General features: G+C 76.7%; 7 protein-coding genes and 1 riboswitch. Of the genes, 1 reads left to right on the forward strand and 6 read right to left on the reverse strand.

Going from position 1 to position 13,638, the window contains the following annotated elements; translation table 11 throughout:
• Nucleotides 1-187 precede the first annotated feature (187 nt).
• The 6 genes from D3272_RS16045 to D3272_RS16070 are packed head-to-tail and all read right to left on the reverse strand — an operon-like array spanning nucleotide 188 to nucleotide 7,826.
• Nucleotides 188-916 (reverse strand): precorrin-2 C(20)-methyltransferase, encoded by a 729-nt coding sequence (locus D3272_RS16045; RefSeq protein ID WP_129220218.1) that lies wholly within the window; start codon nucleotides 914-916, stop codon nucleotides 188-190.
• The gene (locus D3272_RS16050; RefSeq protein ID WP_207210225.1) at nucleotides 913-1,554 is read right to left on the reverse strand and encodes a precorrin-8X methylmutase; all 642 of its coding nucleotides are present in this window, start codon (nucleotides 1,552-1,554) and stop codon (nucleotides 913-915) included. Before D3272_RS16050 ends, D3272_RS16045 begins: the two co-directional genes overlap by 4 nt.
• A complete protein-coding gene (cobG, locus tag D3272_RS16055; protein WP_129220220.1) occupies nucleotides 1,536-2,840 on the reverse strand; it encodes a precorrin-3B synthase in 1,305 nt (434 codons plus the stop codon). The genes D3272_RS16050 and cobG overlap by 19 nt, the downstream gene beginning before the upstream one ends.
• Entirely contained in the window at nucleotides 2,837-6,376 is a 3,540-nt protein-coding gene (gene cobN / locus D3272_RS16060; protein WP_129220221.1) for a cobaltochelatase subunit CobN, read from the reverse strand. The genes cobG and cobN overlap by 4 nt, the downstream gene beginning before the upstream one ends.
• Nucleotides 6,377-6,396: 20 nt before the next feature.
• Nucleotides 6,397-7,431, reverse strand: coding sequence for a cobalamin biosynthesis protein CobW (gene cobW / locus D3272_RS16065; protein ID WP_129220222.1), 1,035 nt, complete (start codon nucleotides 7,429-7,431; stop codon nucleotides 6,397-6,399).
• Nucleotides 7,428-7,826, reverse strand: a complete 399-nt coding sequence (locus tag D3272_RS16070) for a DUF1636 family protein (RefSeq protein ID WP_129220223.1) — start codon at nucleotides 7,824-7,826, stop codon at nucleotides 7,428-7,430. The genes cobW and D3272_RS16070 overlap by 4 nt, the downstream gene beginning before the upstream one ends.
• A 170-nt stretch (nucleotides 7,827-7,996) precedes the next feature.
• Nucleotides 7,997-8,148, reverse strand: a riboswitch (cobalamin riboswitch).
• Between the two features lie 178 nt (nucleotides 8,149-8,326).
• Here D3272_RS16070 and D3272_RS16075 point away from each other — a divergent pair.
• A complete protein-coding gene (locus tag D3272_RS16075; RefSeq protein WP_129220224.1) occupies nucleotides 8,327-13,621 on the forward strand; it encodes an alpha-2-macroglobulin family protein in 5,295 nt (1,764 codons plus the stop codon).
• Nucleotides 13,622-13,638: the final 17 nt, after the last annotated feature.

Here is a 13,638-nt window from a genome sequence, read left to right on the forward strand (position 1 = left end):
GGAAAGGTGCCGGAGACGGACCGGTACGGCCGCGAGCCCGGGAGGTTCGCCCTTCTCCCCTGCGGGGAGAAGGTCCGCACGGCGGGGATGAGGGGTTTGGCGGCGCCCTGGCAAACCTCATCCGCCCTGCCGGGCAGCTTCTCCCCGCTGGGGAGAAGGGCACCATGGCCCGGCGCGTGCCGTCCCGTCACGGCCGCCGCCCCCGGCCGGGGACCAGCACCACCGAGAAATACGGCGCCACGTCGTCGGGCTTGTCGGCCAGCCGCATCACCGCCTCCGCCGCCATGGTTCCGCGCTCGACGTAGAGGGCGCGCTCCAGCAGCCCCGCGGCGGCGAGCGCGGCCCGCACCTTGGGGAGGTTGCGGCCGAGCTTCATCACCACGGCGGCATCCGCCGCGGCGAGCCGCGCCAGCAGCGGCTCGGCCGCCAGCGTGCCCGGCACCACGGTGAGCACGTCGTCGCCCCAGGTCATGGGCTCGCCGGCCGCCGTCCAGCAGCCCGACATGCCGGTGACGCCCGGCACGATGGCGCAGGGGAAGCGGTCGCGCAGCCGCACGTAGAGGTGCATGAAGGAGCCGTAGAACAGCGGATCCCCCTCGCACAGCAGCGCCACGTCGCGGCCCGCGTCGAGATGGCCGGCGAGCCGGTCGGCGGCTTCGGCATAGAAGCGCGACAGGGCCGCGGCGTAGTCGGGGTGGTCGAAGGGGATCTCCACCGTCACGGGATAGTGCAGCGGCAGTTCCTCGGCCCCGGCCGGGATCCAGCGGTCCGCGATGGTGCGGGCATTGCCGCGCCGCCCCGCCTTGGCGAAATAGCTCACGACGGGCGCGGCTTCGAGCGCCCGCACGGCCTTGACGGTCAGGAGGTCGGGGTCGCCCGGCCCGAGCCCGACGCCGACGAGGCGGCCCGGCGTCATTCGGCGTCGCTCGCCAGGGCGTTGACGGCCGCCGCCGTCATGGCGCTGCCGCCCTTGCGGCCCCGCACCACGAGGGCGGGAAGGCGGGCAAAGGCGAGCAGCGCTTCCTTGGATTCCATCGCCCCCACGAAGCCGACCGGCATGCCGATGACGGCGGCCGGCATCGGCGCGCCCGCCGCCACCATCTCGAGCAGGTGGAACAGCGCCGTCGGGGCGTTGCCGATCGCCACCACGGCCCCGGCCATCCGGTCGCGCCAGAGTTCGACGGCCGCCGCCGTCCGCGTGGTGCCGAGCCGCGCCGCCAACGCCGGCACTTCCGGGTCGTTCAGCGTACAGACCACGTCGTTGCCGGCCGGCAGGCGGCGGCGCGTCACGCCGTCCGCCACCATGCGGACGTCGCAGAGCACGGGCGCGCCGGCCCGCAGCGCCGCCTTGGCGGCCGCGACCGCGCCGGTCGCGAAGCGGATGTCGGCCGCCGCCTCCACCATGCCGCAGGCGTGGATGATCCGCACCGCCACCGGTTCCTCGACCGGGTCGAAGGCGCGCAGGTCCGCTTCGGCGCGGATCATGGCGAAGCTCCGGGCGTAGATGGCGGCGCCGTCGCGGATGTAATCATAGGTCACGGGTGACGGTCCCATCGCAGCGTGGTCTTGAGGAGGCGGCGCGCTTCCTCGGGGTCGAGCCCGGCCGCGACCGGCTCGTCGCCGGCCGTGCCGTCCGCCACAAGGGCGTAGCGGCCCGCCGCGGCGACGAGGGTCAGCGGCGCCGCCCCCGGATGGGCGCAGCCCTTGGCGCAGCCCGACACGTGAAGCGCGATGCCGGCGCCGGCCTGGCCGGGGCCGAGGAGGCCGGCGAAGCGGGCGGCGTGGTCGAGCACGGGCGTCGAGCCGCGGGCGCAGCCCGCCGCGCCCGTGCAGGCGGCGACGCGCAGGCGCGGGTCCGCCGGGTCGACCACGAGGCCGGCGTCGGCGCAGGAGGCGGCGAGGCCGGACGCGCCCGGGGCGGACAGGCCCGGCACCAGCAGGGCGCGCCAGGGCGTCACCCGCAACGCGGCGGCGCCGGCCCGCCGCGCCGCCGTCACCAGGGCATCGAGCTGCCCGGCGTCGAGCCGGCCGAAGGCGGCGGCGACGCCCAGAACCGTCGTGCCGTCGCCGAGCACCAGGGCTCCGATGCCCGGGGCCGCGCCGCGATGTGCAGCGGCGCCACCGGGCGGCGGCGCCACGCCGACGAGACCGTCGAGACCGGCCGCGCCGCACACCGCAGCCGCGCCCTCGGCGGCGACGAGGTCCCGCATGCGGCGCAGGCCGGGATCGCGCCGCCGCGCCGCCACGAAGGCGGCGGCGAGGCGCAGGGCGACCTCCGGCATCGCGTCGGGCGTCGCGGCGGCCAGGGCCGCGTCCTCGCCGTCGAGCCGCAGGGCGAAGCGCCAGTCCGGGCCGGCGTCGAAGCGGATGTCGGCCGCGACGGCGCCGAGCGGCAGCAGGCCGCCGCCGCAGACCGCGACGCCGAACTTCGACGGCAGCGCGGCCAGCGCGGTCGCGGCGGCGAAGCGCTCCTCGAGGCTCGCGACGGCGGCGCGGATGTCGCCGGCGGCCGAGGGGTCGAGCCCCATCAGCGGGCTGGCCAGCACGTTGCGGCGCCCCTCGGCGCCGGCATCGGCATCGAGCAACCCGAGGGCGTCGAGCTCCACCGTCGCGGCCGCGAGCCGCGCCTCGGAGACGCCGCGGACCTGCAGGTTGGCCCGGGTCGTGAGGTCGAGGAGGCCGTTGCCGTGCCGGGCCGCCACCGCCGCGATGCCGCCCGCCTGGCGCAGCGTCAGCGCGGCGCCGCGCGGCTTCACCCGCAGGATCAGCCCGTCGCCGCTGGCCATGGGGCGCAGTGCGCCCGGGCACCAACCGACGCGCAGCTCCGCCGGGGCGCTCACGCGGCGGCCCCGAGGCCGGCCAGGATGGCGGCGGTGGAGTTGCGGCGGGATTGCCAGTACCCGCGCGCCGCCGCCTCGGCGAAGCGCGCGGCCGTCGCCCGGGCCGCGGCGGGGTTGGCGCCGAGCATGAAGTCCCGCACGGCCTCGTCGCCGAGCGTCGCGTCGAAGAGCAGGTCGAAGTGGCGGCTCGGCGCGGCGTCCGAGGTGGCGGCGAAGCAGAACAGCGCGTCCACGGTCTCGGCGATCTCGGCGGCACCGCGGAAGCCGTGGCGCATCTGGCCGGCGATCCAGCGCGGGTTGGCGGCGCGGGCCCGCACCGCGCGGGCCACCGCCTCGGGCAGCGTGCGGACCGTGAGCCGTCCCGGCTGGGTGGCATCGGCGTGGTAGAGCGCCGGGGCCGTGCCGAGCGCCGCCGCGGCGGCGGCGAAGCCGCCCTGGTGCTCGGCGAAGGTGTCGGAGGACAGCAGGTCGACCTCGGGCAGGTCGGCAACGTGGAGGTGGGCCTCGGCCGCCGCGACCCGCGCCCGGAACCCCGGCGAAGCGCGTCCCGCCGCGTCGGCGCCGCCATAGGCGTGGGACGTGCCGGCCAGGTAGCCCTCGCCGAGGTCGGCGCGGGTTTCGAAACCGCCGGCCGCCACCGCGCGGGCGAGGCCGATCCCGTAGCTGTCCGGGGCGCCGCCGAAGACCCGGTCGGGCTCGGCCTCCCCGGCGCGGCGGGCCGCCGCCAGGGGGTTGGTGTCGTAGTCCTCGTCGAGGGCCGCGACGGCGCGCACGGCGGCGTCGAAGAGGGCGATCTGCTCGGGGAACGTGTCGCGGAACAGGCCCGAGATGCGCAGCGTCACGTCGACCCGGGGCCGGTCGAGCCGCGCCGCCGGCAGGATCTCGAAGCCGTCGACGCGGGTGGAGCCGTGGTGCCAGCGCGGCCGCACGCCGAGCAGCGCCAGGGCCTGGGCGAGGTCGTCCCCGCCGGTCCGCATCGTGGCGCTGCCCCACAGGTCCATGACGAGGCGGCGCGGCCAGTCGCCGTGGTCCTGGGCGTAGCGGGTGGCGAACTCGGCCGCGGCCCGCGTGCCGATCTCGACGGCGGTGCGGGTCGGCACGGCGCGGGGGTCGACCGAGAACAGGTTGCGGCCGGTCGGCAGCACGTCGAGGCGCCCGGCGGCTGGGGAGCCCGCCGGGCCGGGCGCCACGAAGCGCCCGTCGAGGGCGGCCAGCAGCCCCGCCGTCTCGGCCGCCCCGCAGGCCGCGAAGCCGCCCTCGCGCGCGTCCGCGCCGCCGAAGATGTGCAGCCCGTCGCCGATGCGGGCCTCCTTCAGGTCGCAGAGCCAGGCGTCGAGCCCGGCGAGCGCGGCATCCGGGACGGCATCGGCGGCGATGCCGCAGTCGTCGAGCAGGCCGGCGTCGCGGGCCCGCTCCAGGATGGCGGCGCCGAGCAGGCGGGCGCGCCGGGCGTCGAGCCCCTGCGCCTCGGCATATTCGTCGAACAGGGCCTCGACCTCGGCCAGCGCCCCGTGCGTGCCGGCGGCGACCAACGGCGGCGTGAGGTGCCCGACCGTGACGGCGGCGATGCGGCGCTTGGCCTGCGCGGCCTCGCCCGGGTCGCTGACGATGAAGGGATAGACGGTCGGCACGGGCCCCAGCACCGCCTCGGGCGCGCAGGCGCCCGACAGCGCCACTGCCTTGCCGGGCAGCCATTCCAGCGTGCCGTGGGTGCCGAGGTGGATCATGGCGTGGACCCGCTCGGCCTCGCGCAGCCAGACGTAGAAGGCGATGTAGGCGTGGCAGGGCGGCAGCGCCGTGTCGTGGTAGTCGGCGCGGCGGTCCGCCGTGCGGGCGCGGTCGGGCTGCAGCGCCACCACCAGGTTTCCGGCCCGGTGGACCGGGTAGGCGAAGGCGCCGGCCCGCAGAGCGGGATCGTCGCCGGGCGCGCCCCACCGGGCCGTGACGGCCTCCCGGAAGGCGGCCGGCAGCGCCGCGAAGGCGCCCTCGTAGGCGGCGAGCGGCAGCAGGGGCTCGGGCGCGCCGGCCGTGAGATGCGCCATCAGGGCGGCGGGATCGGCGACGGCCGCGACGCAATAGCCGGCCCCAGCCAGCGAGGCCGCGATGGCGGCGAGGCTGGCGGGCGCGTCGAGCCCCACCGCGTAGCCGCCGCGCCCCGCCTTGCCGGGATAGTCGGACAGCACCAGGGCGAGCCTGCGGGCGGGGCGCGGCGTGCGGCGCAGCCCGGCCCAGGCCGCCGCGAGGTCGGCGACATGGGCGACGCGGTCGGGTTCCGGCCGATGCAGCACGGGCGCGAACTCGCGCTCCGGGTCGGGGGCGCCGGCCTCCTTGAACGAGACCGCGCCCGCCAGGACGCGGCCGTCGACCTCGGGCAGCACGACGTTCATGGCGAGGTCGGCGCTGCGCAGGCCCCGGTCGCTCCCCGCCCAGGCGGCGCGGTCGCTGCCCGACTGGATCACCTGGAACACGGGCGCGTCGGCGCCGTCGAGCACGGTGCCGCCCGCCCCGCGCCGGGCCGAGAAGGCCGTGGTGTTGAGGACGACGTCGGGCGGATCGGCCGCCACCAGCGCCGCCAGGGCCTCGGCCGCCGCCGCGTCCTTGAGGCTCGTCACCGACACCGCCGTGACGCGCAGCCCCCGGGCCGCCAGCGCGTCGGACAGCGCTTCCACCGGCGCCGTGTCGCCGGCCAGCAGGGCCGAACGGTAGAAGCACAGCAGAGCGTGGGCGGGTGGTGCATGGCGAGCCGACGCGGCGTCCACCGCGCCCTCAGACGCATCAGCCGGTTGCAGCGCAACGACCCGCTCCTGGAAAAGGGTCTCGTTCAGAGGTTCCAGACTGTCGCGGTTTGCGCCCTTCTCCCCTGTGGGGAGAAGGTGCCCGGCAGGGCGGATGAGGGGTTCGGCAACGCTCCCAGACCCCTCATCCGGCGCTTCGCGCCACCTTCTCCCCGGTGGGGAGAAGGGCACGGCCTCCGAGCGCCAGAGAGGGCGCGACAGCGCGGCCGAGACGGCCGCCGCCGGGAGCCCGACGGGCTCCTCCCAGGGCGCGGCATGGCCGAGATGCGCGCCGACGAAGCGCAGCGCCTGGCGCAGGTTGTCGGGACCGCCCTCGCGGAAGTAGCGCCACAGCCGGCGCAGGTCCGCCTCGGGCAGGGTCGAGAGCGCGTCGAGCCGCGGGTCGAGCTGGTCGCAGCCCGGCACGGCGGCGAGCGCGAAGCCGTGGCGCCGCGCCGCCGCGCCGAGTTCCTCGAGCCCGTAGCGCCAATAATCGAGGCCGCCGAGGATGCGGACCAGCACGAAGCGCGAGCGCGCCGCGACCTTCTCGACGTAGAGGTCGACCGAATAGGGGTGCTGCAGCGCCTTCAGGCCGGCGAGGCGCAGGCTCGGCAGCCCCGCGTCGCCCCGCGCCGCCGCCGCCAGCGCCGCCAGGTCGCCGTCCGAGAAGGACAGGACGAGGACGTCCGCCGGCGTCTGGTCGACGTCGACGGCGGCCGGCGCGGGATCCAGGGTGCCTTGGATGGTGGGCAGCAGATGCATGGCGCGACCCTATCCCGCCGTCACGCCCCGATGTCGACGGCGACGGCGGCCCGGTCGAGCCCCTTCTCGCCGATGACGACGAGGCGGCCGCGCCGCTCCTCGCCGGGCGCCCAGGGGCGGTCGAACTGCTGGCGGAAGCGCGTGCCGACGCCCTGGACCAGGAGCCGCATGGGCTTGCCGGCCACGGCCAGGAAGCCCTTGGTGCGCAGGACGCCGTGGCGCTCCGCCACCAGGGCGAGCTTGCGCGTGAAGGCTTCGGGATCGTCGAGGGCGGGCACGTCGAGCACGAAGGAGTCGAAGTCGTCGTGGTCGTGCCCCTCCTCGGCATCGTGGTGGGAGGGGCGGTTGGCGAGGTCGTCCTCGGCGGCGGCGGCGAGGCCGAGCAGCACGGCGGCGTCGATGCGGCCCTCGCGGGTCGGCACGAGCTTCACGGCACGCGGGATCGTGGCGCGGATCTCGGCCGCGACGGCGTCGAGCTGCGCGGCCGAAAGCAGGTCCGCCTTGTTGAGCACGACGAGGTCGGCGCACAGGAGCTGGTCCTCGTAGACCTCCTCCAGCGGGTTGTCGTGGTCGACGGCGCCGTCGGCCTGGCGCTGGGCGGCGAGCTTGGCGGGATCGTCGGCGAAGCGCCCCTCGGCGACGGCGGCGCCGTCCACCACCGCCACCACGCCGTCGACCGTCACGCGGGCGCGGATCGCCGGCCAGTCGAAGGCCTTGACCAGCGGCTTCGGCAGGGCGAGGCCGCTGGTTTCCACCACGATGTGGTCGGGCCGCGGCTCGCGGGCCAGCAGCGCCTCGATGGCGGGCACGAAGTCGTCCGCCACCGTGCAGCACAGGCAGCCGTTGGCGAGCTCCACGATGTTCTCCTCGGGGCAGGATTCGATGCCGCAGGAGCGCAGGATGTCGCCGTCGACGCCGACGTCGCCGAACTCGTTGATGATGAGCGCCAGCCGGCGGCCGTGGGCGCCTTCGAGCAGGTGGCGGATCAGCGTGGTCTTGCCGGCCCCGAGGAAGCCGGTCACCACCGTCACGGGGACCTTGGCGAGCGCGTTCATGCTGGGTTTCCTGCGATGGGGAGGGGCGGCACGCGGGCCACGACGCCGCGCTTGATGGGGTCGGCGCGCAGCTTCCAGGGGATCAGCCCGTCGGGGGCGGCGCCGTAGAGGCGGGCAGCCTCGGCCACCACCGGGGCGGCCCCGTCGGCCGGCAGGTCGCCGTAGACGTAGGTCCACTTGCCGGGCGCGGCGAACGACACCGTGCAGGGCCGCCGGCACACGCTGAGGCATTCGACCGGCACCAGCGCCACGGCGGCATCGGGCCCGAACTCGGCCTGCAGGGCGTCGTGCAGGCGCCGGCCCGCCCGGACGGGATCGGTCTCGCCCTCGGCCCGGCAGGTGACGCAGACGTAGACGGTGGTGGGAGCGGGCGGTGCCGCGCTGTGGTCCTGCATGCCTGATCCGCCCCGCGTCCCTGCTTCACCGACGGGAAGGGATGCGGCGTCCCGCGGCGACGCCACGGGACCGACGGCCCGGCAACGGGCCGCTCAGGCTCCAGGACACCCCGCCCGGCGCGCACCGACATCGCTGCGCCGTCTCGGTGGACGGCGGCGCCAGCACGGCAGGTTTCCTGACTCGCGGATCGAGCGCCGGGACCGTCGCCTTCCCGGGGCGCGGAGGGCGCCCCAGTGGCCTCGTGACGATCCGGCTCTCCGCTCACAGTTGCGGGGGCAGTTCCGGCCTCGGCCGGCCTCGCGGCCCGCCTCCGGTATTCCCGTCCGGCGCCCCGCGAAGGGCGCCTGCCCCCTCGCGGGGGACCGATGCTGGCCCGATGCATAGGCCCGCTCGGCCGGCCGGTCAAATCCCGCGGCCGCCGTTTCCCGGTAGCATTCCGGGCGGATTTGCTATCAAACCGCGGCAGCGGCGCGACGCGCGCCCGTTCCCGGGAGGTCCCATGCGCCGCCTCGCCCTGACGCTCGCGCTGTTGTCGGCCCTCAGCGCGCCCGCGCCGGCCCAGCAGGCGGCGGCCCCCGCCACCCTCGCCCCGAAGAGCTTCGACAGGCCGGACCTCGCGGCCGCGGCCCAAAGGCTCAAGGCGGAGATCAAGGCGAAGAGCGCCGCTGACGCCGACGGCCGCTCCGCCGCCGACTCTGGCGCCGATTTGGCCGCCGCCGCCGCCAAGGCCCCCCCGGGTTCGGAACAGGCGTTGAAGGCCTACGCCGCCGCCATCGCGGCGGGACGCGACGGCGCCGCGATCTGGCTCGGGCTCGCCACCGCGGCCGAGGCGGTCTCGGCCGCCCTGCCCGACACGGACGAGAGGCGCGACAGCCTCGCCCGATGGGTGATGCCGGCCGCCTACGCCTCCTACCTGCGGGCCACCACGCGCCGGGACGAGGCCGCGGCCCTGGCCCTCGGCGGCGCCTCCATGGCGCGGCAGGAACAATGGCGCCCGGCGCTCGACGCCGACCGGGCGAGCCTCGCGGCCCGCGAGGACCCGAAGCTGCGCGCCGCCTACGAGGCCCTGCGGGACGCGCACGGCTTCCACGTCGCCGACTACAGCGTCGACGCCGATGCCGTGGCGCCCCGCATCTGCCTGCAGTTCTCCGAAGACCTCAAGGGCAGCGCGGCCGAGCTCGCCCCCTACGTGACAGTGGCGGGCCAGGCCGATCCCGCCCTGTCGGCCAAGGACCGGCAACTCTGCGTCGAGGGGCTGGAGCACGGTCAGACCTACCATGTCGCGGTCCGCACCGGCCTGCCGTCGACGGTGGGCGAGGCGCTGACCCGGCCGGCCGACTACGACGTCTTCGTGCCGGACCGGCCGGCCCGCATCGCCACGCTGGGCCAGGGCTACGTGCTGCCCCGCGTCGGGGCCGAGGGGATCCCGCTCCTGTCGGTCAACGTCGCCCGCATCGACGTGTCGATCGTCCACATCGGCGACCGCAACCTCGTGGCGACGCTGCGGGCGGGCAACTTCCGCAACCAGATCGGCGACGATGACGCCCGCCGCCTCGCCGAGGAGGAGGGCCGGCAGGTGTGGTCGGGCTCGCTCGCCGTCGCGGCGAAGCTCAACGCGGACGTGAAGACCGCCTTCCCGGTCCGCGAGGCCGTGGGGGCGCTGGCGCCGGGCGTCTACGTGCTGCAGGCGCGGCTGCCGGCGACCGGTGCGGAGGCGGGGCGCGATGGCCGCGACGGCGCCAGCGCCACCCAATGGTTCGTGGTGTCGGACCTCGGCCTCAGCGTGGTCGGGGGCGAGGGCGGCATCACGGCCCTGGTGCGCTCGCTCGCCACCGCGGCGCCGGTCCCGGGCGTGACGTTGACGCTGCTGGCGCGCGACAACGGCGTGCTGGGCACCGCCGTCACGGGCGCCGACGGCGCCGCCCGCTTCGACCCCGGCCTGTCGCGCGGCGAGGGGGGCGCGCGGCCCGCGCTCCTCACGGCGGCGGCACCGGGCGGCGACACCGACTTCCTCGACCTCACCGCGGCCCCCTTCGACCTGACGGACCGGGGCGACAAGGGACGGCCCGCCAAGGCGGGGCTCGACGCCCTGGTCTATGCCGAGCGCGGCGTCTACCGCCCGGGCGAAACCGTGTCGCTCACGGCGCTGCTGCGCGACGCCGCCGGCACGGCCGTGCCGGGCCTGCCGCTGACCCTCGTCGTGTCGCGGCCCGACGGTGTCGAGAGCCGCCGTGTCCAGGTGCCGGACGGCGGCATCGGCGGCCACAGCCTCGCGGTTCCGCTGCTGGCGGAAGCCGCATCCGGCACCTGGAACGTCGCCGCCTATGCCGACCCCAAGGGCAAGCCGGTGGGCGAGACGACCTTCCTGGTCGAGGACTACGTCCCCGAGCGCCTCACCCTGGCCCTGACGCCCGCGGCGCCCCGCCTCCGCCCCGGCCAGCCGGCCGAGATCCGCACCGAAACCCGCTTCCTCTACGGCGCGCCCGGTGCCGGGCTCGCCGTGACCGGGGACAGCACGGTGGAGGCGGCGCCCGGCCCGGCCTGGCCGACGCTGGACGGCTACCAGGCCGGCCTCACCGACGAGGCCGTGGAGTCGGCCACCACGGCCCTGCCCGAGCCGGTCACCACGGCCGCCGACGGCACCGCGGCCATCTCGGTGCCGGTGGCCGTGGTGACGGCGACGCGGCCGCTGCAGGCCCGCATCGCGCTCCGGGTGGCGGAGCCGGGCGGCCGGGCGCTCGAACGCGGCGTGACGATCCCGATCCTGCCGGCGACCGGCCTCATCGGGGTCAGGGCCACGGGCGACGGCGCCGCGGCCTTCGACGTCGTGACGGTGGATGCCGCCGGCCAGCGCTCGGCCGTGGCCGGCCTTCACTGGCGGCTGACGCGCGACGAGCACAATTTCCAATGGTACAAGACCGACGAGGGCCATTGGCGCTTCGAGCGCGTCGACGGCTCGAAGCTCGTGGCCGAAGGCCGGATCGACACGGCGGCGGCGGCCCCGGCGCACCTGTCCGTCCCGGCCTCGGACGGCCACTACAGGCTCGACGTCACGGCGCCCGACCAAGCCCTGCCCGATGCAGGCCTGCCCGATGGAGGCCTACCCGCCACCGCCGTCGGCTTCGACATCGGCTTCGGCGCCGAGGCCGGCGGGGACAGCCCGGACCGCCTCGGCGTGACGCTCGACCGGGCCGACTATCGCCCCGGCGACACGATGCGCGTCACGGTCGCGTCGCGGTTCGCCGGCCATGCCACGCTGCTGGTCGGGCAGAACGGGATCGCGGCCCGGCGCGAGATGGACCTCGCGGCCGGCGACACCGTCGTGACGCTGCCGGTCGAGGCGGCCTGGGGCCCGGGCGCCTATGCCATGGTGCTGGCGCAGCGGCCGCTCGACGCCCCGGCGAAGCGCATGCCGGGCCGGGCGGTCGGCCTCGCCTGGTTCGCCGTCGGTGCGGCCGCCCGCGACCTCAAGGTCGAGCTCGGGGTGCCGGCGCTGGCCCGCCCCCGCGCGCCGCTGCACGTGCCGGTGCGCCTCGCCGGCCTGAAGCCGGGCGAGCCGGCCGCCGTGACGGTGGCGGCGGTCGACGCCGGCATCCTCAACCTGACCCGCTACGAGGCGCCGAAGCCCGGCGCCTTCTTCTTCGGGCAGCGCATGCTGGGGCTCGACCTGCGCGACATCTACGGCGGGCTGATCGACGGCTTGGGCGTCGCGGCCGGCGCCATCCGGCAGGGCGGCGACGCCGGCCTCGTCAGCAGTGCCGAGGCCCCCACCCAGCCGCCGCTGGCCCGCTATTCCGGCATCGTGCCGGTGGGCCCGGACGGCACCGCCACGGTGGATTTCGACATCCCGGCCTTCAACGGCACCCTGCGGGTCTCGGCCGTGGCCTGGTCGAGGACCGGGGCGGGCAGCGCCGAGGCCGACGTGGTGCTGCGCGACCCCGTCGTGGTCACGGCCTCGCTGCCGCGCTTCCTGTCGGTCGGCGACCGGGCGCGGCTGCGAGTCGACATCGACGACGTCGAGGGCCCGGCCGGCGAATACCGGCTCGCCCTGGCGCCGCGCGGCCCCTGGTTCCTGCCCGCCGACGCGCTCGACCGCACGGTCGCGCTGCAGCCCGGCGCCCGCGGCGGGTTCGACGTTCCCGTGACGGCGGCCGGCCTCGGCGTCGCCGGGCTTTCCCTGCGCCTCACCGGGCCCGGGGGGCTCGACCTGTCGCAGGAGGTGGCGCTGGGCATCGCGCCCGGGGCGCCCGCCGTGTACCGCCGCGTCGTCCACCCGCTGACGCCCGGCCAGGGCCTGACGCTGTCGCGCGACCTCCTGGCCGACTTCGTCCCGGGCACCGGGCGGGTGTCGCTCGCCGTGTCGCCGCTCGGCGACATCGACGTGCCGGCGCTGCTGCTCGGGCTCGACCGCTACCCGGTCGGCTGTTCCGAACAGGTCGTCAGCCGCGCCCTGCCGCTGCTCGGCCTCGACCGGCTGGCCCCGCCCTCCGCGCTGATGCCGGACGGGGACCTGAAGCCGCGCCTGGCCGGCGCCGTCGCCCAGCTGCTCGCCCGCCAAACCGCCGAGGGCGGCTTCGGGCTTTGGACGGCGGAAGGGGGTGGCGGCGACCCCTGGCTCGACGCCTACGTGACGGATTTCCTCACCCGGGCGCGCGAGGCGGGCTTCGCCGTCCCGCCCCGGGCCCTCGACGCAGCGCTGGACAGGCTGCGCAACACCCTGGCCGCCGGCACGCGCGACCGGTCCGCCGCCGCGCAGGACCGCGACCTCGCCCTTGGCTATGCCGGCTACGTGCTGGCCCGCAACGGCCGCCCCGTGATGGCCGACCTGCGCTACATCGCGGGCGAGCGCCTCGATGCCCTCGCCTCGCCCCTCGCCAAGGCGCAGCTCGCCGCCGCCCTCGCCCTGCTGGGAGACCGGCCCCGCGCCGCCGCGACCTTCGCGGCCGCGACGGCGGCGCTGGACCGCGAACCGGACGACCGCGGCTACCGCCAGGACTACGGCTCGCGGCTGCGCGACGCCGCCGCCGTGCTGACCCTCGCGGCGGATGCCGGGCTGGAGGCGGCCACGGCCCAGGCCGGCGAAGCCCTGTCGGCGGCCCAGCGCTCGCCCTACCCGCGCAACACGCAGGAACAGGCCTGGCTGGTCCTGGCCGCCCAGGCGCTGCAGGGCCGGGCGCAGCGGCTGGCGCTCGACGTCGACGGCGCCCGCCACGCCGGCCCGCTCTACCGCGACCTGCCGGCCGCCCGGCTCGACGCGGGTCCCCTCGCGCTCGTCAACGCCGGCCCCGACACCGCCGACGTCGTGGTGACGACGTCGGGCCAGCTGCCGGCGCCGGAGCCCGAGGCCAGCCACGGCTACGCGGTCGAGCGCCGCTACGTCGGGGTCGACGGCCGCGAGGTGGATCCCGCGCATGTCGCCCAGACGACGCGGCTCGTCGTCGTGCTGAAGGTGGCGGCGGCGCAGGCCACCCAGGCCCGTCTGCTTCTGACCGACCCGCTGCCGGCAGGCTTCGAGATCGACAACCCGGCCTTGGTGGCGGACGGCGTCGTGCCCGGCCTCAAGGGCCTCGACGTCGACGCCGCGCCCAGCCACACCGAGTTCCGCGACGACCGCTTCACCGCCGCCTTCGAGCGCGCGCCGAGCGACCCGCCGGTCTTCACCGTGGCCTACACGGTGCGGGCCGTGACGCCGGGCCGCTTCGTCCACCCGCCCGCCGTCGTCGAGGACATGTACCGGCCGGAACGGTTCGGCCGCACCGGCAACGGCATCGTCGAGGTGGCGCCCGCCCGCTGACCTCGGCGATGCCGTCG

Source organism: Lichenibacterium ramalinae (assembly GCF_004137085.1).
Classification (GTDB): Bacteria; Pseudomonadota; Alphaproteobacteria; order Rhizobiales; family Beijerinckiaceae; genus Lichenihabitans; species Lichenihabitans ramalinae.